Raw genomic sequence first — 25,328 nt, forward strand, 5'->3', positions numbered from 1 at the left:
GGGCGCATGACCGTCATGCGGCAGGAGTGTCTGGGTACAATGCGGATTTTTAAGCGCCGATCTCGCCGGCCGCCAAGCTGCCTTCCTGCAGCCCTTCGAGGCGGGCGATCATGTCGGCAAGGCTGTCGGCAACCTGCTGGGTGGCGGTGACGAGGCGCTGCGCCGCCGGGTCGTTGCGCAAGGACGCGGCCGGCCCGTCGGCTTCAAGAATCGGGGCGAGATCAGTGAGGATCCGCGTCCGCAATTCCCGCGCCGTCACCGCCGTCTCGGCAAAGCGGCGCAGCAAGGCCGGATCGAGCCTGGCGGCATGGGGTGTGATGGCGAGGCGCGCGAGGGCCGCCGTGCTGGCCTCAACAAACCGCCGCGCCTGGGCCAGCCGCGCCTCGCTGAGGAAATGAAGCCCCTCGGTCGACATCGGACGCGGCCCCCTTAGCCCTGCTGGCGCACGGTGGCGATGAAGGTGCCGACCTGGGCGCGCAGCAACTCCGATTGCTTGCCGAGATCGGCGGCGGCGGTCAGCACCTGGCTGGCGGCATGGCCGGTTTCGCCCGCCGCCGTGGTGACGCCGGCGATGTTGGTCGAAACCTCGCTGGTGCCTTGGCTGGCCTGCAGCACGTTGCGGGAGATTTCCTGCGTCGCCGCGCCCTGCTCCTCGACCGCCGCAGCGATGGTGCCGGAGATGCTGCTCATCTCGTCGATGATGCGGGCGATGGATTGAATGGCTTCGACCGATTGTCCGGTCGCCTGCTGGATCGCGGTGATCTTGGCGCCGATATCGTCCGTCGCTTTCGCCGTCTGCGTCGCCAGGTTCTTCACCTCGGACGCCACCACGGCAAAGCCTTTGCCGGCATCGCCGGCGCGGGCCGCTTCGATCGTGGCGTTGAGGGCGAGGAGATTGGTCTGGCTGGCGATCTCGCTGATCAGCTTCACGACATCGCCGATCGCCTCGGCCTCGGTGGAAAGGCTCACCACCACCTGGTTGGTGCGCGTGGTCTCATCGACCGCCTTGCGCGCCACCGCCGCCGATTGCGCCACCTGGCGGCCGATCTCGGTGATCGATGAGGACAATTCCTCAGTCGCCGCCGCCACGGTCTGGACGTTGGCTGTGGCTTGTTCGGCAGCCGCTGCCACCGCGGTCGATTGCCGGTTGGTCTGCTCGGCGGTGGCCGACATGCCCTGTGCCGATTTCTCAAGCTCGGTCGCTGAAGATGAGACTGTGCTGACGATGCCGGAGACCGAGGCTTCGAATTCATCGGCCATCTTGTTCATGGCGCGTTGCTGATCCTCGGCGGCCTTTTTCTTCAAGGCTTCCTGCTCGGCCGCAAGATCCCGCGCCTTCACCATGTTCTCCTTGAAGACCTGGGTGGTGGCGGCGATGTCGCCGATCTCGTCCTTGCGGGTCGTTCCGAAGACCACCGTTTCGAGATGGCCATCGGCGAGGCCCCGCAGGCAGTCGACCATGCGCCGGATCGGCTGCACGATGCCTTTCTGCGAGACGAAGAAACCGAGGATAAGGCCGATGAGGATGCCGCTGGCGGCACCGATGATCATGCTGCGGCTGGCGAAGTCGTAGAGGTCGCCGGCCTCCGCCGTCACGGCTTCGGCGTGGTCGCTGACAATCTTGGTATTGGCGATGAGCGCCTGTTCGACGGCTTCTGCATTCTTGCGGCTGGCCATGGTCTGAGCCAGCAGGGTGCGCTGCACCTCGCCGATCGAGATGGCACTGCTGCTGCTTTGCGCGAGATCAATGGTCTGCTGCAGCGAGGCGAGATAGGCCGCGTAGGCGTCGCGCACCGTTTTCAAGGCCGGTGCCTGCTTGGCATCTGCTAGAGCTTCCGCCGATGTCAGGCGCTCCTCCAGCTCAGCCTTTTGCTTATCGATGAAGGCCATCGCCTCGGCGAAGTTGGCGCCCGACGGATCGACCGTGATGCGAAACTCACTCCGGTTGAGCGCGATGATGTTCTGGCGCATGCGGGCGGAGAGAACCGATTTGTCGGCTGCCTCGGCAAGCTCGGTGGTGGCGACATGGAGCGAGTGCAGGCTGTAGATGCCGGCCGCCGTGATGAGAGCCGCAACCAGGCCGAGCAGGCCGATGATGGAGAGCACTTTGGTCGCGATTCGAAAATTGCCGAGGTTCATCGGTGCACCTTCTTGCGAAAAAGAGGCGCGCCAAAGGGTCTGCGGCGCGCGGCAGGACGGGCTGAATTCGGTCCTAAGCCCGTGAAGCGATTCGGGTTTTGCCAATGGCAGGCGATTTCGCCCGTGTTAGGATGGCGGCGGTGCCGGATCGGCGCGCCGCATGATCAGGGCGATCCGTTGGGGACGGGGCTGCGGCAGCAATATCCGGGCATCGATTGGGCGTCGGCGTCGGCCTCATGCAGGCCCCACGTCATTGGCTGTTGTTCCAGAAATGGATAGTAGACATCCCTTTCTCGACCAGGCACCGACATGGTCACGCTGCCCGCCGCGCTGGGAGAATCTTAGAATTTATGAACGATAATAGAAGCTTTCGCCCCGTTTTCGCGTGCCGCATCGCTACCCAACCCCCCGTCAAGTCCTCTGCTCATATTCCTATCATTCCAGAAATGGATGACCACTTCAAGACAATATTCATACGATCGTGCCACCGCCGGGAGTTGCGGGAGGGAACCGTCCTTAGCGCGCCCGGTGGCGGCCGACTGAGGCCGGCCGGGACCGGCTCTCCTTGACCCGGGGGGATGACATGGCGGCGACGGATGGATTCGCGCAACGGCTGCGAGGGGCGGTTGGAGAGGCGGGGGGCGCCACACGCGTGGCCCAGGTCAGCGGCATTCCGCTCACCACGCTCAACAATTATCTGGCCGGCCGCTCGGAGCCAAAGCGCCCCGCCCTCGCCGTGCTGGCGCAGGTTTTGAAACGCGACATCGCCTGGCTGGTGACGGGCAGAAGCGGTGGCGCATCATTCCAGACGGAGGACGCGGTCGCGATCGACGCCGAACTGCTGGACCAGGTGATGATGGCAATGCTGTCGCTCTGTGCCGAATTGGGCTTGAAGCCGGCACGGGCGCATCTCGGGCGACGCTGCGCCCAGATCCACAACGCCATCGCCGCCACGGCGCGCGACAGCACCGAGCGCCAACGCATGCTGGAAATGGCCCTGGCCCTGCAGCGGCAGGAACTGGCGGTGCGATCGTGACGGGGGTTGGTGCGCGACGAGTTCAGCCGGTTTCGAGTTCGCTGTCCCAGTAAAGAAAATCCCGCCAACTCTGGTGGAGATAGTTTGGCGGGAAGGCGCGGCCGTTTTCCTGCAGTTCGAACGTCGTGGGTTGGATCGGCCGCCTCTTGGGGAACATGCCGACCTGATGCGGCAGCTTGCTTCCCTTGCGCAGATTGCAGCCCTGGCAGGCGGCGACGACGTTCTGCCACGAGGTGCGGCCACCGCGGGCGCGCGGCACGACATGGTCGAAGGTCAGATCATGGGCCGCCGAATGCCGGCCGCAATATTGGCAGCGGAAACGGTCGCGCAGGAACACGTTGAAGCGCGTAAAGGCGGGGCGGCGTTCCTGCGGCACGTACTCCTTGAGCGAAATAACCGACGGGAGCCGCATGGCGAGGCTGGGGCTGTGCACCATCTCGTCATATTCGGAAAGGATGTTCACGCGGTCGAGGAACACGGCCTTGACCGCTTCCTGCCAGGGCCACAGAGACAGCGGGAAGTAGCTCAACGGCCGGAAATCGGCGTTGAGTACCAGGGCCGGACATGCCTCGGGCGAGGCCATCATCATGCCAACTCCCGCATTGCCAAAAGGCCTTGCAGGTTACCGCGATCATGCGGAAACCCGCACGCCAACAATTAAGGAATAGCCGGGCTGTCGGGAAAACTCAAGATGTAGCGGTAGAGCCGGCGTGATCTTTCACGATGTTGTCATTCCACGTGAATCGGGGCCGAAAATGACAGTTCAACCGGAACGCCACATTGGCTGTCATCCCCGCGAAAGCGGGGATCCATGGAAGTTGCAGCGACCCGGTCGAAACGGGCCATGGATGCCCGCCTGCGCGGGCATGACAAGTTGGGCGTGGGCCGGGGACGACGGACCGGCCGGCGTGCGGTCAGTGGTGATGGTGCCCATGGTCGTGATGCTTGCACATCAGTTGATGCAGCATGGAGGCACCGAGTTCGAGGCCGCGCTGGTCGATCGAATGCGGGAGGCCCGGGCGGCCTTCGGCATGGACATGGACGCCATTGGCCTTCAAGGCCGCCTCGGCCTCGGCCATCGCGGCGAAGGGCAGGACCTCGTCGGCCATGCCATGGACCAGGAGAACCGGCGGTTTCGACTTGATCTCGGCGCCCAGGAGTTCTGGCGCCACCAGCATGCCGGAATAGCCGACGATACCCGCCACGGGATTGGCGCGGCGCAGGCCCACATGGAGGGCCATCATGGTGCCCTGGCTGAAACCCACCAAAGCGAGATCGGCTTCGGTGAGGCCGCGTTCCTTCAAGACCGCGTCGAGATAGGCGTCGAGAATGGGGCCGGCTTCGCGGGCACCTTTGAGGCGGTTGGCAGCACTGCGCTCTTCGAGGCCGAACCATTGATAGCCGCCGAAAGGGTTGATCTCGCAAGGGTAAGGCGCGTTGGGCGAAAGGAACTCGGCCTCCGGCAAAGCCGGCGCCAGATAGGGCGCGAGGCTGATGAGATCGTCGCCATTGGAGCCGTAGCCATGCAGGAATACCACCACCTGCTCGGGCTTCGAGCCGTTGAGGGGCGGATGCGAGGGACCGTCAAGCTTGACCATGGAATAGGGACTTTCGGATAGGGAGCGCTGCCGTCTTCCATATCAGGCCAAGGCGTGCCCGGCAATTATGGCAGTACCCGACCGTCATGCCCGCACTTGGTGCGGGCATCCACGAGTTTGCGGCAGTTGATGGAAACTCGTGGATCCCCGGGCCAGGCCCGGGGATGACGACTGAGGTTGGGCGATTTCGTGAGCAGTCTATCCCGCCACCGGATCCTCATCCAGGCGGCGGCGGACGAAGTCGAAGAACATGATCTGCATGGCCGCATTCTTGTCCGGCACGGTCAACGGCAGCAGGACGTTTTCGACGGCGATGAAATCGCGATGCGGGCCGATATAGGTCGGGCGCTGCAACATCGGCAGGCCATGGAGCGCCACCTTCTTGTGCTGCGGCCAGATCGTGCTTTGCGGATTGTAATTGACAAGCCCCGAGAACCACAGCCCCACATAATCGCGGCTGAGATTCTGGCGCACATAGGAGCCCACCAGGCGGAAGCGGAAATCAAGCGGCTCGCGGCGCACATCAATGAGGATGATATGGGGCAGCAGCCTGGGGATCTCGATGACGGGGTCGATATCGGCCCGCGCCGGCATCTGTCGACCAGCGCGTTTTGCATTCCAGTAATTGAATCCGGCGACGATGAGGGGCGAGACCATGTCGAGCGCCGCCATGCCAGCGGCGAGAGCGTTGGCATCGTCGGGGTCGACCTGCACCGATTGGGTCATGCTTGCCGCTAGTCCGGCAGCGGAATGAATTCATGCTCGCCCGCAATGGGCAAGCCGAACTGATCGCGGCGCCAATCGGCCTTGGCCTGCTCGATACGCTCGAGCGAGGAGGAGACGAAGTTCCAATAGATGTGGCGCGGACCATCGAGCGGTTCGCCGCCCAGCACGACGAAGCGCGCCGGTGTCCGCGCCTTGATGACGATCTCGCCCGGGCCGAAAGCAACGAGGCGGCCTTGTTCATAAGGGACACCGTCGATCTCGACCGTGCCTTCGATGAAGTAGGCCGCGCGTTCCTCATAGGCGGCTTCGAGGCAATAGCTGGCGCCGGCCCGCAAGGCGACATCGCCATAGAACAGCGGTGAAAGCGTTACGACCGGCGAGACGAGGTTGTCGATCGTGCCGGCGATGACTTTGAGATCGATGCCCTCGCCCGACATTTCTGGCAGGACCGCGCTGGCGTAATGGACGAAGGCGGGATCGGTCTCCTCATATTTTCGCGGCAAGGCCACCCAGGATTGGAGGCCATAGAGGTCCTGCGGGCGCTTGCGCAGATCGACATCCGAGCGTTCGGAATGCACGATGCCGCGGCCCGCCGTCATCCAATTGACGTCGCCGGGATTGATGGAGAGTTCGCTGCCCAGCGAATCGCGATGCACGATGCTGCCCGTCAGCAGATAGGTCACCGTCGAGAGGCCGATATGCGGATGCGGGCGCACATCCATGCCCTTGCCCGCCGGCAGCGTGACGGGGCCGAATTGGTCGAGAAAGACAAACGGACCGACCATGCGCCGCGCGGCCACGGGCAGTACGCGCATGACTGAGAAATCGCCAATATCGCGCAGGCGCGGTACGACGACGTTCTGAATATTGACCATTCCTGATCTTTCCCCTTCGCGAACCCGCTTTGCTGCCATGTTAGCGGAGACAAAATGGCGGCACTGGGGGAAGTTGGCAAGCTTGGGAACCAATGCCGATCGTGGCGGGTTGGGCCGCCGGATCAATTGGAGAGATATATATTGTGACCACCGAGCAGGGCCTGGCCTTCGGCATCGTCGCCATCATGATGGCACTCTTCGTCTGGGGCCGGCCGCGCTATGACATCACCGCCTGTCTCGCTTTGATGGCGGCGGTCGGTTTGGGGCTGGTGAAGCCGGAAGATGCCTTTGCCGGTTTCTCCAATGATATCGTCATCATCGTGGCGAGCGCCCTGGTTGTCTCCAGCGCCATCGCGCAGACCGGCATCATCGAGGCAACCCTCAAGCGCGTGCTGCCAAGCAGCCATTCCTTCCAGCTGCAATTGCTGGTGCTGGTGGGGACCGTCACGGTGCTGTCCGCCTTCGTTAAGAATATCGGCGCGCTGGCCATCATGATTCCGGTTGCGTTCCAGATGGCACGGCGATCCGGAGTCAGTCCGTCGCGCTTCCTGATGCCGATGTCCTTCGGTGCGCTGCTGGGCGGGCTGACGACGCAGATCGGCACCTCGCCCAACATCATCGTCTCGGAAGTGCGGGCCGATCTCGGCGGCACACCGTTCACGATGTTCGATTTTACGCCGGTCGGCGTCGTGCTGGCTTGCGTCGGCCTGCTGTTCCTGATGGTGGGCCACCGGCTGCTGCCGGAACGCACGCGTACCACCGTCTCGCTCGACGCCGCTGTCGACATCAAGAACTATGTGACCGAGGCAGAGATCCCGGAGAACTCGCCGCTCATCGGTCGAACCGTCGCGGATCTCAAGGAACTGGGTGATGGCGAGACCAAGATCATCGCCATTCTGGGCGCCGACGACCGGCACATGACACCGCTGCCGGATGCGCTGCTGAAGGCCGGCCAGACCTTGATCCTGGAAGGCGATCACGAGGCGCTGGAGCGGATCGTCTCGCGCGGTAAGCTGCAGCTGGAATCAGGCCATCGCCAACCGGAGGCGGCGGAGCCGCAAGGAGAAGTTCGCAGCATTGAGGCCGTGATCGGGTTGAACTCGCCGCTCATCGGCTTGTCGGCGCAGGATTCGCAGCTGTTCCAACGTTACGAGATCAACCTGCTGGCGGTCAGTCGCACGGGCCAGCGCCTCACCGACCGCCTTGGCACAATCGAGTTGGAGGTAGGCGACGTCGTTGTGCTGCAGGGGAATGGCGGGCAGATCCCAGAGAAATTGCGCGCTCTCAACTGCCTGCCGCTGGCTGAACGCGAGTTGTACCTCGGCCGGCCGCGCATCGCCTGGCTGCCGATTGCGATCCTGCTGGCGGCGATGGGGTTGACGGCATTCGGTATCCTGCCGGTTGCCATCGCTTTCTTTGGCGCGGCCGTCGCCATGGTGGTGGCGCGCGCGATTGCGTTGCGCCAAGTCTATCAGATCGTCGAATGGCCAATCATCCTGATGCTGGCGGCCCTCATCCCGGTGAGCGAGGCGCTGCATACGACGGGGGCCACGGATCTCATTGCCGACGGCCTGTCGCATGTGGCCACCGGCCTGCCCCCCTATGGCGCGCTGGGCCTGATCCTCGCCGCGGCGATGATGGTGACACCTTTCCTCAACAACGCCGCCACGGTGCTGATCATGGCGCCAATCGCCGCGAGCTTTTCACACACGTTGGGCTACCAGCCGGAAGCCTTCCTGATGGCGGTGGCGATCGGGGCGGGCTGCGATTTCCTTACCCCCATCGGGCATCAGTGCAACACGCTGGTGATGGGGCCGGGCGGTTATCGCTTCGGCGATTACGCGCGGCTCGGCGGGCCGCTGTCGCTGATCGTCATCGTGGTGGCGGTGCCGGCCCTGCTGTTCTTCTGGCCGGTCAGCTAGGCACGTTCGCTTCCGCCTTCAGCCAGTCGCACAGGACAATAATCTCGCGGCGCCGTGTCGCATGGTCCGGGCAGACAAAATAATAGCCGAGATCGCTTTTCAGTCGCAGCGGGAAAGGTGCCACCAGTTTCCGGGCGGCGATGAGATCCTGCACGGCGGTGGTGTTGCCGAGGAAGACACCCTGGCCGCTTAGCGCTGCTTCGAGCACGACGAGGCCGTCATTGAAATGCAGGCCACTCTTCGCGTCGACGCCTTTGGCGCCGGCGGCGCTGAGCCAATCCTGCCAATTGGGCCAGTTGCCGAGGCGCGTCGACCAGTCGTTGTGCAGCAAGGTGTGGTGCCGGAGGTCGGCTGGAACTTTCAGCGGATGGTCACCGCGCAGCAGTTTGGGGCTGCAGACGGGAAAGAGTTCCTCGGCCAACAGGAAATGCGCAGCGAGGCCGGGGAAGCGCCCGATGCCGAAGCGGATCGCGGCATCGACCTGATCGCGGGCGAAATCGGCATAGCGGCGATTGGCGTCGAGCAGCAGATCGACGCTGCCGGGGAGTGCCCGGTAGCGCGGCAGGCGGCCGATGAGCCAGCTGGCCGCCAGTGTCGGATCGACGCTCAAGCGGATCTGTGGTTGGGCCTGATGCTCGCGCATCTGCTTCACCGCCTCGGCCATCAGGCGGAAGGCGGCCTGCAAGGTATCGCTGCCGGCGGCACCTGTTTCGGTGAGTTCAAGGGCGTTGCCGCGGCGGCGGATGAGGGGGCGGCCGAGATCGGCTTCGAGCGCCTTCACCTGCTGGCTGACCGCCGCCGGCGTCACATGGAGGTCGGCCGCCGCCGCGCGCACGCTGCCCAGCCGCGCCACCGCTTCGAAGGCACGCAAGGCGGGCAGCATCGGCATGCGCTCGGACATCACCGTTCCTGTTAATCAGAGCTTAATCCGCTTTGCACGGTAACTAAGCTGACTTCACTCCATTTGTCGCCAATATAGCCAGTATCAGGCCTGGTGGAAACCCAAAGAGCCGTAAATCAGGCCTTAATTTTATCCGAGGAGGACAGCATGCAAAGCGATTGGGATTCCCTGTTTTTCACCTACCGTCCCCATCCCGACCAGCAGCCCCATGAGACGCATTTGCTGGCCGATATGGGGCTGATCCGCACCGCCGATGGGGGCCTTGCGCTCGCGGAGGACCCGATGCATCGGGTCGAGTTGGAGCGACCCAACCTGTGGGAGCGGATCTTCCGCGCTTTAAGCTTCAACTTCAGGCCGAGACCGGTTGCGGCAGGGCATCGGCGATGAGGCGGTATTTCACCTTGGCGTTGGACGCGGTGCGATAGAAGGTGAGCAGCTGGTCCCAGGGATCGGCCACCTTCTGGAAGCCGGTGATGAAGACGACCAGGGTCGAGACCTCCACCTCGCCCTTGATCACCAGCCAGCCGCCGACCGAGAGCACAATGAGCGGCGCCAGCGCATCGAGGAAATTGCCGAAGAAGGTGAGGAAGAACTTCACCCGGTAGACAGCGCGCCGCGTGCGGTAGGCGCCCATGACGAGGCGCATGAAGCGGCGGCGGAATTTCGGCCGGCCATGGCGGTCGAATGCGCCGCCGACGCTCGTCCCGACAATCGTGTCGCCCATCTTCCGGAGCAGCCGCGCATGGATGTTGCCCCAGCGGTTGATACGCCGCTGCCCCAGCGGCACGACGAAGAGCTGCGGCAGATAAAGGAGGATGGCAAAGAGGGCGATGCGCGGCTCGACCCAGATGAGATAGCCCATGGCGGAGAGCGCCGTGCCGGCCTGCAGCAGGGGGAAGGAGACGCTGTCGCCGACGAAGCCGGCCAGATCCTCGACCTCGGCCGCCACCATCGAGACGATGGCGCCCTGTTTCACCAGATGGGCGCCCTCCTTCCCTTGCGTGCCGTCGAAGATGCGGTGGCGCAGATCGCGGGCGACGTGTTCGACCATATAGCCGCGATAGACGTTGAGCACATATTTGAGGCCACCCTGCACCAGCAGCACGCCGAGATAAGCGGCGGAAAGCAGAAGCAGCAGATCGACCGCCTGGCCGTGGATGGCGTCATCGACGATGCGCCGCTGCAATTCCAGCGGCAGGGTGGTGAGCAGCGAGACGATGACGGTCAGCCCGCAGAGCAGGATCTGCCGCCTGCCGCTGACCTGCCAGATGAAGACGAGAAGCGAGCGCGGCATCATTGGGGGGTGATCCTTCCAGGGGCCGATTCCGGCCGGCCACCCAGCTTGCAGTCTAGCCTTGGCCCTTGCGGTGCAACCACCCCCTGCGGCAATTCGCTCATGCGCGCTTGGCGGCAAGCTCGGCGCGGATGCAGCGCGCCAGCGCCTGGGCGGGGGCGGTGAGCGGCGCCGCCTCGGGCCGGGCCAGGATGACGCGCTGGCGCACGCGGGTTTGGGCAATGGGCAGGCGCGCGATCTTCTTGCCATCATAGGCAAGGGTCGAGGCCGGGCGCGTCACCAGGACCGAAATGCCGTGGCCGTTGGCAACCAGGCCCAGCACCATTTCCAGCGAGCGCGTCCGATGGGCGATGCGCGGCTCGACCCCTTCGGCGCGGAAGACCGAGAGCAGGAAATCGCGGCTCAAGGGCAGATCGACCAGGATGAAGGGCTCGGCGGCGAGTGCTGCCACCGTCACGGACTTCTTCTTGGCAAGCCGGTGGCCGGCCGGCAGCAGGGCATAGGGGATGAGCTCGGCGACGGTCTCGGCGACGATGCGGCCGCCCATCTCGACATCATAGGAGAGCGCCAGTTCGATGCGGCCGGCGGCCAGATGCTGGTTCATCTCGTTGAGATCGGCCTCGATCGGCTGCACGCTCACCTTGGGAAAGTCGCGCGCCATGCGCTTCAGAATGCCCGGCACATATTGCGGCCCCAGCGTGGTGAAATAGCCGAAGGCGACATGGCCTGCGGGTTCGGCGCCGCTTGGCGCCGTCTCGAAAGCAGCCAGAGCGGCGGCAAGGCCCCGCGCCTCGGGCAATTTGCGCTGGCCGAAGGGGGTGAGCGTCAGCCCCCGCGCCGGTTGGCGCTGGAACAGGGCCTGGCCGAGAATCTCCTCAAGCTCCTTGATCGCCACCGAGACGCTGGGCTGCGACAGATTGAGCGCGCGGGCAGCACCCGCCGTGCTGCCGGCCTCGGCCACGGCGAGATAGGCGCGGATATGGCGGAGCGAGATGGATATAGTCCATACCTATACTAAGAATTAGAAGTCAGTATTTTTTCTTATAGGGCATTTTACCGATCATGGCCAGGAGATGAGCCATCCTGACGGTGACGACATGAAATCGGGCCCCTTGAGCGGCATCCGCATCCTTGACCTGACACGGGTCCTTTCCGGCCCCTATTGCACGGCCTTGCTGGCCGATCTCGGCGCCGATGTGGTGAAGCTGGAGAGCCCCGGCGGCGACGACTACCGGCATGTGGGACCGTTCCGTGACGGCGAGAGCGCCCTCTTCCAGCTGGTCAACCGCAACAAATGGGGCCTGATGCTGGATCTGAAAGCGCCAAGCGACCAGCAGCTTGCCCGGGCGCTGGCTGCCAAGGCCGATGTGGTGGTGGAGAATTTCCGCCCCGGGGTCGCGGCACGGTTGGGCTTCAGCTATGAGGATCTGGCCCGCGGAAATCCGGGCCTCATCTATGCCAGTATCTCCGGTTTCGGGCAGAGCGGCGCCAAGGCGGATCTGCCGGCCTTCGATCTGGTGGCGCAGGCCATGTCCGGGCTGATGGCGATGACCGGCAGCACCGACGGCCCGCCGACCAAGGTGGGCGATTCTTTTGGCGACCTGGCGGCCGGGCTGTTCGCCTCCTGGTCGATCCTCGCCGCACTCGTCGAACGGCAGCGCAACGGCCGGGGCCGCCAGCTCGACATCGCCATGGTGGACAGCCTGATCGCCCTGCTGCCGACGGCGATGGCGCAGTTCATGTTCGGCAATTCACCGCCGATGCGGACCGGCAACCGGCATCCGCTGTCGACGCCTTTCGGCGCGTTCCCGGCGCGCGATGGGCATCTGGTGATCTGCGTGCTCAATAACGGGCAGTTCGCAAGGCTCGCCGAGTGCATCGGGCGGCCTGAATTGGCGCAGGATCCGCGCTTTGCCAGCGACAGTTTGCGCACGGAGAACGAGCCGGCCTGCCGCGCCGCGATCGAGGCATGGCTGAGGGAAGTCGATGTTGCCGAGGCGGTGGCGGCCTTGAGTGCTGCCGGGATTCCGGCTTCCGCAATCGAGACTGCGGCCGATGTATTGGGTGGCACCCATGTCGCCGCGCGTGGGCTGATGCCTAACGTGGCGCACCCCAAGCTGGGCGACATCCCGGTGATGGAGCAGCCGGTGCATTTCAGCGGCATGACACGCGGGCAGCAGCGTCCGGCGCCGGGGCTTGGCCAACACAATGCGGCGATCCTCGAACGCTGGCTGGGACATGAGGAGGTTGAGGCATGAGCTGGTCCTTGAACACGGATGAACAGGCCGCATGCGAGTCCATTCGCCGCGTCTGTGCCGCTGTGCTGGCGCCGGCCGCGGCCGAAATTGACGAGACGGCGTCCTTCCCAAGGGCGCAACTTGCAGCGCTCGCGCAGCTTGGCGTCTGGGGTCTCAACCTGCCGGAAAACTGGGGCGGGCCGGGGTTGTCGGCGGCGGCACTAGCAGCCGGTGTCGAGGCCATCGCGGGTGCTTGCGCCAGCACGGCCTCGGCGCTGACGGCGCATTACCTTTCAACGGATGCGATCCTGATCGGCGGCGATGACGATCTGCGGCGGCGGTTCCTGCCCAATGCCGCGTCTGGCGAGAAGCTCGGCGCCTTCGCCCTGACCGAACCGCGCGCCGGCTCCAATCCCGCCGATATGCGCTGTCGGGCTGTGCGGGAAGGTGACGGGTATCGCCTGACCGGCACCAAGCATTTCATTTCCAATGGCGGCATCGCCGATTTCATCGTCGTCTTTGCGGTGACAGATCCTGGGGCCGCGCATAAGGGCATCTCCGCCTTCGTGGTCGAGAAGGGGACGCCCGGCATCGCGGCATCACCGCCGGAGAAGACCATGGGCCTCAAAGGCGGCCATGTGTTTGAGCTCAATTTCGATTGCCTGGTGCCGGCGACCCACCGCCTCGGCGCGGAAGGAAGCGGCTTTCGCACGGCGATGAAGGTGCTCGACAATGGCCGCGTCGAGGTTTCGGCGATGTGCCTCGGCATCGCGCAGGCAGCGCTCGATGCCGCTGTCGCTTGGGCGCGCGCGCGGCAGATCGGTGGGTCACCTTTGGCGGACTATCAAGGCATCCAATGGATGATCGCCGACATGGCAACGCAATTGCAGGCGGCGCGGCTCCTCACCGAGGATGCGGTGATGAAGCGCTCAAGCGGTCAGCGCTTTTCCATGGAGGCCTCGATGGCCAAGCTGTTTGCCTCGGAGACGGCGGCCAAGGTCGCGGACCTCGCCTTGCAGATCCATGGCGGCTATGGCTTCACCCGCGGACTGCCCCTGGAGCGGCATGTGCGCGACCTGCGCATCATGCGGATTTATGAGGGCTCGTCCGAGATTCAACGCACCATCATCGCCCGGAATCTGCTGCAAGTGCATTGATCCGGCAGAACAATTTTATATTTTGTCGGACAAATACGAAGCTGATAATGTCGCCCGCTCAAGGCCGCTTTCGCTGGCCCATTTTTGACGACATTTCATCGCACAAAATTCTCAGGAGAATTCACCCATGATCCAAGCCCAGAACTTCATCGCCGGCGCCTGGAGCAAAGCGGCCAACGCATCGAAGGACATCAACCCCTCCAACACCGGCGACGTGGTGGGTGAATTTCCGCAGGCCAGTGCCGCCGATGCCGAGACCGCGATCGCCGCGGCGAAGGCCGCCTTTCCGGCTTGGTCGCGCTCGACCGTGCAGCAGCGCCATGACGTCTTGAAGAAGATCGGCGACGAGATCATGGCCCGCAAGGACGAGCTTGGCCGCCTGCTGTCGCGCGAAGAAGGCAAGACGCTGGTCGAAGGCATCGGCGAGACGGTGCGTGCCGGCCAGATCTTCCTGTTCTTTGCCGGCGAATGCCTGCGCCAGGCCGGCGAGAAGCTGGGCTCGGTGCGCCCGGGCGTCGATGTCGAGATCACACGCGAGCCGCTGGGCGTCATCGGCCTCATCACGCCGTGGAACTTCCCGATCGCCATTCCGGCTTGGAAGATCGCGCCGGCCCTCGCTTACGGCAATTGCGTCGTCTTCAAGCCGGCCGATCTGGTGCCCGGTTCGGCCCATGCGCTTTCCGAGATCATCGCGCGGGCCGGCCTGCCCGCCGGTGTCTTCAACCTGGTCATGGGCCGTGGTTCGGTCGTTGGCGAGGCGATGCTGAAGCATAAGGATGTGAATGCCATCTCGTTCACCGGCTCGGTCGGCACGGGGCGCAAGATCGCCGCGACCTGTGTGGGCACCGACCCGATGAAGAAGATCCAGCTGGAGATGGGTGGCAAGAACCCGATGGTGGTTCTGGATGACGCCGATTTGAAGACCGCCGTCGAAGCCTGCGTCAACGGCGCCTTCTTTTCGACCGGCCAGCGCTGCACGGCCTCGTCGCGCCTCATCGTCACCGAAGGCATCCACGACAAGTTCGTCGCCGCCATGACCGAGCGCATGAAGGGCCTGGTCATCGACGACGCGCTCAAAGACGGCACGCATATCGGCCCGGTGGTCGACCAGTCGCAGCTCGACCAGGATCTCAACTACATCAAGATCGGCCGCGATGAAGGCGCCAAGCTGGTGGCGGGCGGCGAGCTCCTCAACCGGGCGACACCTGGCTTCTATCTGTCGCCGGCCCTCTTTACCGAGGTCAGCAACAACATGCGCATCGCGCGTGAGGAGATCTTTGGCCCCGTCGCCACCGTGACGCGGGTGAAGGATTACGAGGCGGCCCTTGCCGCCGCCAACGACACCGAATTCGGGCTGTCGTCGGGCATCTGCACCAGCTCGCTGAAACACGCCAGCCACTTCAAGCGCAATGCCGAGGCCGGCATGGTGATGGTCAACCTGCCGACCGCCGGCGTCGATTATCACGTGCCGTTCGGTGGCCGGAAGGGGTCGAGCTACGGCCCGCGCGAGCAGGGCCGCTACGCTGCCGAGTTCTACACGACGGTGAAGACCGCCTATACCTTCGACGGCAACTGAGCCGGACGGCCGGACGGCTTGCGCCGGAAGGCATTGAGACTGACCACATTGTCCGCCAGGCCACGATCGTCGGCCGACGCTGCCGTCAGCAGCTCGACCGGCGTGAATGGCTTGGCGACGATGGCATCGGCGCCGAGCTTCGTAGCGACGGCCAGCATGTCGAGCAACGGGACGCGCGGCGACCCGCCAGAAATCGCCACCACCCGGGTCTGCGGCATCTCCCGCTTGAGATGACGCAGCACCTCGATGCCGTCCTGCACGGGCATGAAGATGTCTGTCACCACAAGCGCCGGGAACAGCACCCGCGCTTGGACGATGCCATCGGCCCCGTCTTCGGCTTCATAAACGCGATAGCCAGCAGTCCGCAGGATTTCGGCCACCAGGGCCCGAACGATTGAATCGTCCTCGATGACCAGCGCGCAGGGGCGAGAACGCCGTTCCTCGTCCATGACAGTCCATTCGACCGGCGACATGTCCGCTTCCTTCGATATTTTGCTCAATGGTCAAATAATTGCCCGAAGCATTGTGGGGAGGCGAATCTGCAAAAGTGTTAAGCGCCGCAGGCGCGCGATCTCACCCCTATACGAAGGTATTGAACCGCCCAAACCGATGCAGATTTGTAACAAGCCGTTCCCGCCGTGTTCAATCTGGTGTGCGATACTGGAGGAATGCTGTCATGGCCGGATTACACCGAAGTATAGCCCTGTGCCTGTGCTTGCCGTTGTGGCTGGCCGCGCCACGGGCCTGGGCCATCGATCCGCCGCAGGGTCCGGTGCTGCTGTTGGTGACCGGTGCCATCAGTGAAAAGAATACTGAGTCGGGCCTCGCCTTCGATCAGGTCATGCTGGACCGCCTTCCGCACCGGGTGGTGAGGACCGGGACACCCTGGACACCAGGACCTGCCGATTTCAGCGGCGTGTCGCTGAAGGCTGTGCTGGATCTGGCTGGCGCCAAGGGCACGACGATCAGCGCGATCGCCCTCAACGACTATGCCGTCGACATTCCAATGGCCGATGCGGCAAACGACAACGTCATCATTGCCGACCGCAAGAACGGATCGTTGATGCCGATCCGCGACAAGGGACCGCTTTGGATCATCTATCCGATCAGCAACCAGCCGGAACTGGATGGAGAGGCGACCTACTCCAAGATGATCTGGCAATTGCGACAATTGACGATCAAGTAGAATGAGCTTGCTCAGCCGCAGGAAATCTCTCAGCGAGTTGTGGCTGGTTATCGCCATCATCGTCTTCATGCCCGCGACAGTCATCGGTGTTGCCCGGACATTCGACACGATGTCGACGATCCTGCTGGCTTATCGCACCGGCACCTGGACCGTCGTCGAGGCGCAGGAAGAACTGCATACGACCCGCCTCGCCGCGGCGGATTTCAAGAATGATCCCAGCCAGGAGTCGCTCGACGCGATCAAACTCCGTTTCGAGGTCTTCTGGAGCCGCATTCCCATCATCCTCGAATCCAGCGAAAGCGCCGGCGTGCGCGAGATGCCCGACATCAAGCAGGGGACCGAGAAGATATCTGCCATGCTGCCGCGCATGGAGGAAAAGCTGGCGCTGGCCAAGGTCGGGGATGCCGACAGTATCGAGCCCTTCATCGACATCTTCCGCAGGGCGGAGGAGCCGCTTGAAAGGATGGTGCAACGCCTGCTGGTGCAGGACGAGGAGCGCTATCGGTCGGGAGAAATCCGGCAGGGGATGTGGCTGACCTTCGGCGCGCTGGCCGTGGCGCTGCTGGCCGGCATGGCGCTGATTGCCGGCAATATCATGAAGACCCAGCGCATGAGCCAACTCTACGAGCGCAACCGGGCCACCGAGCGGGAGCGGGCAACCCAGCTTGCCGCCATCGAAAGCAGCGGCGAGGGCATCGCGATCTTTGATCAGCACGGCCGCCTGCGCTATTCGAACGAGGCCTTCCACAGCCTGATCGAAGACGATTACGGGCGCGACCTGACGCTGATCGATTGGCGCAAGCTGCTGTCGCGCCGCTCGGCATTGGCCATTGCCCGGCAATTCAGCGGCCCCGGCCATGCCTGGCGCGGCGAAGTCACCGGCCGGACGCTGCAGGGGCAGTCGCGCGCCTGGGAAGTGCATATCATGACGCGCGATGAAGGTGGTTACGTGGCCCTGCTGCGCGACCTGACGCAAAGAAACCAGGCGGATCAGCAGCGCCAGCAGATGCTGGAGACCTTGCACCGGGCGGATAAAATGAGCGCTATCGGTCGCGTCGCCGGCGGTGTCGCGCATGATTTCAACAACATTCTCGCCGCCATTTCCGGCTTTACCACGCTGCTGGAGATCAGCCTGCAGGACAAGCCGCGGCAGCTGCACATGCTGCAGCAGATCAATGCCGCCGCCAATCGCGGCAAGGAACTGGTCAAGAGCATCATGACCTTCAGCCGCGCCGAGCAGGTGGAGCGGCGGCGCATCGATATCGGTGAAATCTGTCGCGAAGCAGCCACCATGGTCGGCGTTTCAATTACCGGGGCGGCCGTCTTCGAGGTCGACATCGCGGAAGGACCGTTGCCGGCACTGGGCAACATCACCCAGATCGACAGCGCGGTGGTCAATCTGTGCATGAATGCGGTGGATGCCCTGGTCGATGGTCGCGGCAAGATCAGACTGGAAGTGCGCAAGGTTGCCATCGATGGCGGTCGCGCGGTCGGCATGCGCGGCACGGCGGGCATGTCGGCCGTCGAAGCCCCGCTGCTGATCGAACAGATCGGACCGCAGCATACGCGGGTCTTGATCGGCGTGCTGGACAACGCCCCTGGCGAACATCTGCGCATCCGTGTCGAGGATACCGGCACCGGCATGAGCGAAGACGTCATGCGGCACATGTTCGAGCCCTTCTTCACCACCAAGCAGTTCGGTGACGGGACCGGCCTTGGCCTCTCCTCGGTCCTTGGCATCGTGACCGCGCATCACGGCGTCATGGCCGTCGACAGCATCGTCGGCAAAGGGACCACTTTCGACATCGTCCTGCCGCTGCTGGCGGCGGGCGAGACCGAGCATGCGCAACCGCTGCCAACCGCCTTGCTGCTGCCCACGACGGGCCTGCACATCCTGCTGGTGGACGACGACCCACAGGCCCGCGAGGCGCTCGATCTGTCGCTGGAGGCGCTGGGCTGCGAGACGTCGGTCTGCGATAGCGGGGATGAGGCGCTGGCGCTGCTGAGGGATGAACCCAATCTGTTCGACATGGTCATCACCGATTACCTGATGCCGCATATGAACGGCCTGGAACTTGTGGCGCAATTGCGGGCCAGTGGCTTTGACCGACCGGTCATTCTGACGAGCGGAAGACTGCAGGATGTGTCTGGGGCGGAGCGTGCCAGGGTGCGGATCGACGGTGTGCTCGGCAAGCCGTTCGTCCTGCGCGAGGTCGGGGAACTCGTGGCCCGGGTCGCCGCAGAAGCACGCATGTCGCTTGCCACCCCATCCCACATGCACGTGACGCCCTTGTCCGGGGTGGTGGTGCAGGATCAGGAGAATCGCCGCGAAGGATAACGCTTAGGTTGCGCCAGGCCTCAGGTTGCGCCAGGTTCGTCCCGGCCGATGCCGACGCGGAAAACGGTCATGGCGAGCTGCGTCCGGTTGGCAACGCCGAATTTGCGACACAGCGCCGCAACATGCACCTTGATGGTGACTTCGCTGAGGCCGAGATGGTGAGCGATCTCTTTATTGGCGGCACCCTTCACCAGAAGCTGCAGCACATCGATCTGACGCTTGGTGAGGTCGGGAGGCGGCGCGCCATGAGCGGGGGCAGCCGGTTGATCCGGATGGCCGAGATCGCCGCTCCAGGGCACATAGGTCTGTCCCGACAAGGCCAGCTTCAGCGCCATGATCAGCGCCGGCCCGGTCATCGTCTTGGGAAAGACGCCGATCGCGCCGGCCTGCACCAGCGGCTCCAGCTCGCTGCTGCCGAGATAGCCTGAGATGATGCCGACCTGCAGCCCCGGATATCGATCCGCCAGTTCACGGAGCGAGGCAGCGCCTTTCATCCCCGGCATTTTGTAATCGAGTAGCACGACCGCGAAGTCGCGGTCCTTTTCCAGCAATGCAGCGGCGGCCGGAAAATCGGGGGCCTGGGTGACACTGAGCTGGGCATCCAACCCCTCCAGCATCTGCGACAACGCCTCGCGTACCATGGCATGGTCGTCCGCCAGAAGGATGCGCCACGGCATACCGGCTGAAGGCGGGCGGGGTTTGGGGATACGCGTGCTTGTCGTCATGCGGCCACGGCTTCTTACTTTGCGATCTGCCGGATCATAGCGCCTTGCGCGCCTGTCCCAAGGCAAATCTACCTCGGGCGACAGGCATTCATTCTTATTACCTCACGGCAGGACCGGCTTCCAGACCTCGGCCGCGATGCGGGCGAAATTGCCCCCGAGGATGCCGGCGATGTCGGCAGCGCTATAGCCCCGGGCCTGCATGCCGGCGCGCAGGGCCGCGATGACCTCGATTGGCGCGAAGGCCATGGGTCCCGCGGGATATTGGCGGGGCGGCCAGTATTCCTTGGCGCGGGGGCCAAGTTCTGCTTCCGACAGCGCGTCCGCCGGCTGGCAATCGAGGATGCTGTCGAGGCCGAGACCGACATGGCGGGCACCGACGCGTTCGCACATGTAATCGATATGAGCAAGGATGCGCTCGGTCGCATCGCCTGCGCCGAGGAACAGCCCCACGCCGTTGATGCCGATGACGCCGCCCTGCGCGGCACAGGCCGTGATCTGGTCATCGGCGATGTTGCGTTCGTGGTCGTGCAGCGCCCGCGCATTCGAATGCGAAAAGACGACCGGGGCACTGGAGCGTTCCATCAGCTCCATGCTGGTCCGGTGGCTGCAATGGCTGGCATCGACCACCATGCCGACGCGGTTCATCTCGTCGACCACCTGGCGGCCGAAATCGGTGAGGCCTTGATTGCCGTCATGGCAGCCGCCGCCCACCAGGTTGTTGCGGTTGTAGACGAAGAGCATCTGCCGCACGCCGAGCCGATAATAGAAATCGACCATGCCGAGATCGCCATTGAGTGAATCGGCGCCTTCGATGTCGAAGGAGACGGCAAGTTTGCCGCCCTGCTTCGCCGCCACGACATCGGCAAATTCCGTCACCAGCGCGAAACGGTCGGTGTTCTGGCGCAGCCAATGGCGGTAGCCGGACACGGCCTCGACCGATCTGGTCCAGGGTTCGACGTCATAGCCGATATTGACCGAGACGAAATCCACGCCGGTTTCAAGCCAGCGCGACAGCTCGGCGAGATCGTCGGGCTGCATGTAGGCAAAGCCGGCATGGCTGTCCCAGATGAGGTCGCTTGTATCGGCCACAGCGGCGCTGCGCATGATTTCCCCTCTCAAGGATGGGGGCCGAGCCTAATCCGGCAAAGGGTTCAAGTCACGCCATCTCCGTTTCCGCGCCGGAACCAAAGTCGGGCCTGTCGCGTTATGTCATCCGAACGCCCGCCAGCGGGCCATATTCATTCGGGAGAATTCAAATGACCGACAAGAACGCGGTTTCGCGAAAGATCGTGCTTGCCCTTTGTGCTGCCCTTTTGCTGCCGTCGCTCGCCGCCTGCAACACCGTCAAGGGTGCCGGCAAGGATATCGAAAAAGGCGGCGAGGCGATCCAGGACGGTGCCGAGGATGTCCAGGAAGACATGTAGTCGAAATGCGGGCTGCGCCTACTGCGGCCTGCCTTTGATGCGTCATGCCCGGGCTTGATCCGGGCATCCACTCTATCCGCCAAACAGTGGATCCCCGGGTCAAGCCCGGGGATGACGTCTTTTCCAAAATGCGATTCGTCGGCACACAATTTCGGCCCCTACCCCAGCAGATCCCACCTGGGACGGGGCCCGAAATGTTCCAGCATGAAGTCGATGAAGGCCCTGACCTTGGGCGAGAGATGCCGTGAATGCGGGTAGACCGCGTAGATCGCGGCATCCGTCGGCACGTAATCGCTCAAAATCGATACCAGCCCCGCATTCTGCAGATCGGCCCCCACGATGAAGCTTGGCAGATAGGTGATGCCGACGCCGTCGAGCGCCGCCGTGCGCAGCACGTCGCCGTTATTGGCGTGCAAATGGCCGGCGATCTGGAGCGACCAGGCTGAACCATCCGGCTTCTGCAAGCGCCATTCCGGCGTCAGGCTGTTGGTCGAATAGCAGAGGCAGTTGTGGTTCTTCAGTTCGTCCGGCGTTGTGGGCGTGCCGTGCTTTTCAAGATATTGGGGGCTGGCGCAAAGGATCATGCGGAAGGGCGCCAGTTTCCTGGCGACCAGACTTGATTCAGCAAGGCGCCCCACACGGATGGAGACGTCGAAGCCCTCGTCGATGAGATCGACATAGCGATCATTCAAGCTGAGATCGAGTTCGACTTCCGGGAATCGCGCGAGGAAACGGCCGACGGCGGGGGCCACATGCAGGATGCCGAAGCTCATCGGCGCACTGACGCGCAGCCGCCCGCGCGGTGCCACGGTGCTTTGACTGACGGCCGCATTTGCTTCATCGATCTCGCCTAGGATGCGCGTCACCTGCTCATGATAGGCGCGGCCTTCTTCGGTGAGGGTCAGCGAGCGGGTCGTCCGCTGCAGCAGGCGCACGCCAAGATGCGCCTCGAGATCGGAGATCTGGCGGCTGACCAGGGATTTCGAGCTGCGCAGGCGCCGCGCCGCCTCGGAAAAGGATTTGGTCTCCGCCACCTTGACGAAGGCCTCCATGGTGGCCAGACGATCCATTGTCGCTCCTTCTGCAACAGTCTTTTGAAATCATACATGATTGTTGCACGGTCGGGTCAAGGGTAAGTTTCCCTCCAGAGCCAACGAGGTTCTCGAAACAAACTCAACCAACTGAAAGACATGGAGAATTTACGATGACGAGCCAGAAAGTTCCGACCGCCACCGCGACCCCCGGCAAGACCCTGCTCAACGGCGCCGACCACACCCTCATCATGATCGACCACCAGTCGCAGATGACCTTCGCCACCAAGTCGATCGACACCACCATCCTGCGGAACAACGCCGCCCTGGTGGCCCATGCCGCCGCCGAGTTCAAGGTGCCGACGATCCTCACCACCGTCGCCGAGAAGACCTTCTCCGGTCCGATCTTCTCGGAAATCAAGGAAGCCTTCCCGGACGTGGTCGCCATCGACCGCACCAGCATGAACACCTGGGAAGACCCGCGCATCGCCGTGCGTGTGAACGAGATCGGCAAGGGCCGCATCGTTCTGGCCGGTCTGTGGACCAGTGTGTGCATCGTCGGCCCGGCGCTCTCGGCGCTCGACCAGGGTTTCGAGGTCTATGTCATCACCGACGCCAGCGGCGACATCACCGAGGAAGCACATAACCAGGCGGTGACCCGCATGGTCCAGGCCGGCGCCCGTCCGATGACGTCACTCCAGTACCTGCTCGAATTGCAGCGCGACTGGGCGCGGTCGGAAACCTACGACCACACCAACCGCACCGCGATGCGCTTCGGTGGCGCCTACGGCATCGGCATCTCCTACGCCCGCGCCGTGCTTGGCGAACATGCCAGCGAAGCGGGTGCGAAGAAGTAAGCAGCGAGCCCGGTCGTTCGATACCCCCCTCTCTAACTCTCCCCCTCAAGGGGGGAGAGGACGGTAGCGAGATGGTCGCCACCTCTAAGTCCACCCCCTCCCCCCTTGAGGGGGAGGGTCGGGGCGGGGGGTGTGGTTCAACCAGGTCGCGTCCAGCATCACGGAGCCCTTCCATGAAACCATATCTGATCTCCCTCGCTGTCGGTTTGCTGGTGGGCGTGCTTTATGCAGCCCTCAAGGTCCGTTCCCCCGCACCGCCGGCCATCGCCCTTATCGGCCTCCTTGGCATGCTGATCGGGGAACAGCTTTTGCCGCTGACCTTGCGCTATATACTGCCCCCAGCGAGTGCCAGTACGCCGTCCACCGACGCCGACCGCGTCCAAGAATAAACCGAACCGACAGGAACCCCCGCCATGCAACCAGATCTCATCCTCCTCAACGGCAAGTTCGCGACCCTCGACCGCGCCAACCCGAACCCCGAAGCGGTGGCCATCGCGGACGGGAAGTTCAGCGCCGTCGGTGACGCCAAGGACATCATGGCGACCAAGGGTCCAAAGACCGAGGTCATCGACCTTGGCGGGCGCAGGGTCATTCCGGGCCTCATTGACAGCCATCTCCACATCATTCGCGGCGGCCTCAACTACAACATGGAATTGCGTTGGGATGGGGTGCCGAGCCTTGCCGACGCCATGGCGATGCTGAAGCGCCAGGCGGAGGTGACACCGCCGCCGCATTGGGTGCGCGTCGTGGGCGGCTTTACCGAGCATCAGTTTGCCGAGAAGCGCCTGCCGACCATCGCCGAGATCAACGCGGCCGCCCCCGATACACCGGTCTTCATCCTGCATCTTTATGACCGCGCCTTGCTGAATGCCGCGGCCTTGCGGGCGGTGGGTTACACCAAGGACACGCCGAACCCGCCGGGTGGCGAGATCCAACGCGATGCGCAAGGCAATCCGACCGGCCTGCTGCTCGCCAAGCCCAATGCCATGATTCTTTATGCGACGCTCGCCAAGGGGCCGAAGCTGGCACCGGAGCAGCAGATCAATTCGACGCGCCATTTCATGCGCGAGCTCAACCGGCTGGGCGTCACCAGCGTCATCGATGCCGGCGGCGGCTTCCAGAATTATCCGGATGATTACGACGTCATCGAGAAGCTGCACAAAAACGGCGAGATGACCCTGCGCATCGCCTACAACCTCTTTACCCAGAAGAAGGGTGAGGAAGTCCAGGATTTCGACCGCTGGACCAAGATGGTCAAAGCGGATCAAGGCGACGATCTCTACCGCGTCAATGGGGCGGGTGAGATGCTGGTCTTCTCGGCGGCCGATTTCGAGGATTTCCGCGAGGCCCGGCCCGATCTCGATGCCGGCATGGAAGGCGAGCTGGAGCGCGTGGTGCGCCTGCTGGCCGAGCGCAATTTCCCCTGGCGCCTGCACGCCACCTATAACGAGACGATCGACCGCGCATTGGACGTGTTCGAGAAGGTGCATCGCGACACGCCGATCGACAAGCTGCACTGGTTCTTCGACCATGCCGAGACGATCACCGATCGCAACATCGACCGTATCGCAAAACTGGGCGGCGGCATCGCCGTGCAGCATCGCATGGCCTTCCAGGGCGAATATTTCGTCGAACGCTATGGCGCCAAGGCCGCCGAAGCGACGCCGCCGATCAAGCGCATGCTCAGCGCCGGTGTGCCGGTCGGTGCCGGCACCGATGCGACGCGTGTCGCCTCCTATAACCCCTGGGTCTCGCTCGCGTGGCTGGTGACGGGAAAGACGGTGGGCGGCCTGCGCCTCTATCCGACGCCCAACCGCATGGACCGCTTGGAAGCCTTGCGCTTGTGGACCGAGGCCAATACCTGGTTCTCACGCGAACAGGGCAAGAAGGGCCGCATCGAAGTGGGGGCACTCGCTGATCTCGCCGTGCTGTCGGGTGATTTCCTCACCGTCGCCGAGGACGACATCGCGCATCTTTCCTCCGTCCTCACCTTGCTCGGCGGCAAGATCGTGCATGGTGCGGGCGATTTCACCAAGCTCGCCCCGGCTTTGCCGCCGCCCACGCCGGATTGGTCGCCGGTGAAACTCTTCGGCGGTTATCAGGACCGCGCGCAAACACAGTTCCAGAAGGTCTCGGTCAGCTGCGGCTGCGCCAACTCTTGCAATGTCCACGGCCATGCGCATGCCAAGGCCTGGGCGTCCGACGTGCCGGTTTCGGGCAACGAGTTCTGGAGTGCGTTGGGGTGCGGGTGCTGGGCGGTTTAAGATAACATGGTAATGCGTCATCCCCGGGCGAAGACCCGGGGA

25 protein-coding genes are annotated in these 25,328 nt (G+C 63.8%); 12 read left to right on the top strand and 13 right to left on the bottom strand.

All coding sequences use genetic code 11. From position 1 onward, the window contains the following. Positions 1–49: 49 nt before the first annotated feature. Together SMD31_RS06015 and SMD31_RS06020 are read right to left on the bottom strand one after the other, a co-directional pair. Positions 50–415: a hypothetical protein gene (locus tag SMD31_RS06015; protein WP_320499896.1), complete on the bottom strand. Its 366-nt coding sequence runs from the start codon at positions 413–415 to the stop codon at positions 50–52. A gap of 14 nt (positions 416–429) precedes the next feature. Next, the gene (locus tag SMD31_RS06020) at positions 430–2,139 is read right to left on the bottom strand and encodes a methyl-accepting chemotaxis protein (protein WP_320499897.1); all 1,710 of its coding nucleotides are present in this window, start codon (positions 2,137–2,139) and stop codon (positions 430–432) included. Between the two features lie 652 nt (positions 2,140–2,791). Here SMD31_RS06020 and SMD31_RS06025 point away from each other — a divergent pair. After that, a complete protein-coding gene (locus SMD31_RS06025; protein ID WP_320499898.1) occupies positions 2,792–3,175 on the top strand; it encodes a hypothetical protein in 384 nt (127 codons plus the stop codon). 22 nt (positions 3,176–3,197) lie between these two features. On the opposite strand, the gene SMD31_RS06030 is transcribed toward SMD31_RS06025, so the two are convergent. The 4 genes from SMD31_RS06030 to SMD31_RS06045 form a co-directional block, all read right to left on the bottom strand. Then, positions 3,198–3,761, bottom strand: coding sequence for an HNH endonuclease (locus tag SMD31_RS06030; protein ID WP_320501006.1), 564 nt, complete (start codon positions 3,759–3,761; stop codon positions 3,198–3,200). Between the two features lie 328 nt (positions 3,762–4,089). After that, positions 4,090–4,773, bottom strand: a complete 684-nt coding sequence (locus SMD31_RS06035; protein WP_320499899.1) for an alpha/beta hydrolase — start codon at positions 4,771–4,773, stop codon at positions 4,090–4,092. 198 nt (positions 4,774–4,971) lie between these two features. Continuing rightward, positions 4,972–5,499 carry a PAS domain-containing protein gene (locus SMD31_RS06040; RefSeq protein WP_320499900.1) on the bottom strand — a complete coding sequence of 176 codons (528 nt, stop codon included), beginning with the start codon at positions 5,497–5,499 and terminating at the stop codon, positions 4,972–4,974. Between the two features lie 8 nt (positions 5,500–5,507). Then, positions 5,508–6,374: a pirin family protein gene (locus tag SMD31_RS06045; protein ID WP_320499901.1), complete on the bottom strand. Its 867-nt coding sequence runs from the start codon at positions 6,372–6,374 to the stop codon at positions 5,508–5,510. A 143-nt stretch (positions 6,375–6,517) separates the two neighbouring features. Here SMD31_RS06045 and SMD31_RS06050 point away from each other — a divergent pair, with 143 nt between their 5' ends. Further along, a complete protein-coding gene (locus tag SMD31_RS06050; protein ID WP_320499902.1) occupies positions 6,518–8,296 on the top strand; it encodes an SLC13 family permease in 1,779 nt (592 codons plus the stop codon). Here SMD31_RS06050 and SMD31_RS06055 read toward each other — a convergent pair. Beyond that, positions 8,289–9,197: a LysR substrate-binding domain-containing protein gene (locus tag SMD31_RS06055; RefSeq protein ID WP_320499903.1), complete on the bottom strand. Its 909-nt coding sequence runs from the start codon at positions 9,195–9,197 to the stop codon at positions 8,289–8,291. The genes SMD31_RS06050 and SMD31_RS06055 overlap by 8 nt on opposite strands. A gap of 147 nt (positions 9,198–9,344) precedes the next feature. Here SMD31_RS06055 and SMD31_RS06060 point away from each other — a divergent pair, with 147 nt between their 5' ends. Next, the gene (locus SMD31_RS06060) at positions 9,345–9,584 is read left to right on the top strand and encodes a hypothetical protein (RefSeq protein ID WP_320499904.1); all 240 of its coding nucleotides are present in this window, start codon (positions 9,345–9,347) and stop codon (positions 9,582–9,584) included. Here SMD31_RS06060 and SMD31_RS06065 read toward each other — a convergent pair. Both SMD31_RS06065 and SMD31_RS06070 read right to left on the bottom strand, forming a co-directional pair. Beyond that, positions 9,547–10,494, bottom strand: a complete 948-nt coding sequence (locus tag SMD31_RS06065; RefSeq protein ID WP_320499905.1) for an ABC transporter ATP-binding protein — start codon at positions 10,492–10,494, stop codon at positions 9,547–9,549. The two genes, SMD31_RS06060 and SMD31_RS06065, sit on opposite strands and share 38 nt — an antisense overlap. Before the next feature lie 97 nt (positions 10,495–10,591). After that, positions 10,592–11,491, bottom strand: coding sequence for a LysR family transcriptional regulator (locus SMD31_RS06070; RefSeq protein WP_320501007.1), 900 nt, complete (start codon positions 11,489–11,491; stop codon positions 10,592–10,594). Between the two features lie 73 nt (positions 11,492–11,564). Here SMD31_RS06070 and SMD31_RS06075 point away from each other — a divergent pair, with 73 nt between their 5' ends. From SMD31_RS06075 to SMD31_RS06085, 3 genes are all read left to right on the top strand, one after another. Next, on the top strand, positions 11,565–12,749 hold the full coding sequence (locus tag SMD31_RS06075) for a CaiB/BaiF CoA transferase family protein (RefSeq protein WP_320499906.1): 1,185 nt from the start codon (positions 11,565–11,567) through the stop codon (positions 12,747–12,749). Then, the gene (locus tag SMD31_RS06080) at positions 12,746–13,885 is read left to right on the top strand and encodes an acyl-CoA dehydrogenase family protein (protein WP_320499907.1); all 1,140 of its coding nucleotides are present in this window, start codon (positions 12,746–12,748) and stop codon (positions 13,883–13,885) included. The genes SMD31_RS06075 and SMD31_RS06080 overlap by 4 nt, the downstream gene beginning before the upstream one ends. A gap of 127 nt (positions 13,886–14,012) precedes the next feature. Then, positions 14,013–15,461 (top strand): aldehyde dehydrogenase family protein, encoded by a 1,449-nt coding sequence (locus SMD31_RS06085; RefSeq protein WP_320499908.1) that lies wholly within the window; start codon positions 14,013–14,015, stop codon positions 15,459–15,461. On the opposite strand, the gene SMD31_RS06090 is transcribed toward SMD31_RS06085, so the two are convergent. Next, positions 15,440–15,934: a response regulator transcription factor gene (locus SMD31_RS06090; protein WP_320499909.1), complete on the bottom strand. Its 495-nt coding sequence runs from the start codon at positions 15,932–15,934 to the stop codon at positions 15,440–15,442. The two genes, SMD31_RS06085 and SMD31_RS06090, sit on opposite strands and share 22 nt — an antisense overlap. A gap of 203 nt (positions 15,935–16,137) precedes the next feature. On the opposite strand from SMD31_RS06090, the gene SMD31_RS06095 reads away from it, so the two are divergent. Together SMD31_RS06095 and SMD31_RS06100 are read left to right on the top strand one after the other, a co-directional pair. After that, on the top strand, positions 16,138–16,647 hold the full coding sequence (locus SMD31_RS06095) for a molybdopterin-dependent oxidoreductase (protein ID WP_320499910.1): 510 nt from the start codon (positions 16,138–16,140) through the stop codon (positions 16,645–16,647). A gap of 1 nt (position 16,648) precedes the next feature. Continuing rightward, positions 16,649–18,985 (top strand): hybrid sensor histidine kinase/response regulator, encoded by a 2,337-nt coding sequence (locus tag SMD31_RS06100; protein WP_320499912.1) that lies wholly within the window; start codon positions 16,649–16,651, stop codon positions 18,983–18,985. 20 nt (positions 18,986–19,005) lie between these two features. Here SMD31_RS06100 and SMD31_RS06105 read toward each other — a convergent pair whose 3' ends face one another. Both SMD31_RS06105 and SMD31_RS06110 read right to left on the bottom strand, forming a co-directional pair. Beyond that, positions 19,006–19,710: a response regulator transcription factor gene (locus tag SMD31_RS06105; RefSeq protein WP_320499913.1), complete on the bottom strand. Its 705-nt coding sequence runs from the start codon at positions 19,708–19,710 to the stop codon at positions 19,006–19,008. 102 nt (positions 19,711–19,812) lie between these two features. After that, the gene (locus tag SMD31_RS06110; RefSeq protein WP_320499914.1) at positions 19,813–20,814 is read right to left on the bottom strand and encodes a dipeptidase; all 1,002 of its coding nucleotides are present in this window, start codon (positions 20,812–20,814) and stop codon (positions 19,813–19,815) included. Positions 20,815–20,966: 152 nt separating this feature from the next. Between SMD31_RS06110 and SMD31_RS06115 the strand changes: the two genes are divergently transcribed. Next, the gene (locus SMD31_RS06115) at positions 20,967–21,134 is read left to right on the top strand and encodes an entericidin A/B family lipoprotein (RefSeq protein ID WP_320499916.1); all 168 of its coding nucleotides are present in this window, start codon (positions 20,967–20,969) and stop codon (positions 21,132–21,134) included. A 158-nt stretch (positions 21,135–21,292) separates the two neighbouring features. On the opposite strand, the gene SMD31_RS06120 is transcribed toward SMD31_RS06115, so the two are convergent. Further along, positions 21,293–22,204, bottom strand: coding sequence for a LysR family transcriptional regulator (locus SMD31_RS06120; RefSeq protein ID WP_320499918.1), 912 nt, complete (start codon positions 22,202–22,204; stop codon positions 21,293–21,295). 134 nt (positions 22,205–22,338) lie between these two features. On the opposite strand from SMD31_RS06120, the gene SMD31_RS06125 reads away from it, so the two are divergent. From SMD31_RS06125 to SMD31_RS06135, 3 genes are all read left to right on the top strand, one after another. Next, positions 22,339–23,022 carry a hydrolase gene (locus SMD31_RS06125; RefSeq protein WP_320499919.1) on the top strand — a complete coding sequence of 228 codons (684 nt, stop codon included), beginning with the start codon at positions 22,339–22,341 and terminating at the stop codon, positions 23,020–23,022. A gap of 173 nt (positions 23,023–23,195) precedes the next feature. Beyond that, on the top strand, positions 23,196–23,411 hold the full coding sequence (locus SMD31_RS06130) for a DUF1427 family protein (RefSeq protein WP_320499920.1): 216 nt from the start codon (positions 23,196–23,198) through the stop codon (positions 23,409–23,411). 24 nt (positions 23,412–23,435) lie between these two features. Continuing rightward, on the top strand, positions 23,436–25,286 hold the full coding sequence (locus SMD31_RS06135) for an amidohydrolase (RefSeq protein ID WP_320499921.1): 1,851 nt from the start codon (positions 23,436–23,438) through the stop codon (positions 25,284–25,286). The last annotated feature ends 42 nt before the right edge of the window (positions 25,287–25,328 follow it).

It is taken from the genome of Dongia rigui, assembly GCF_034044635.1.
Classification (GTDB): Bacteria; Pseudomonadota; Alphaproteobacteria; order Dongiales; family Dongiaceae; genus Dongia; species Dongia rigui.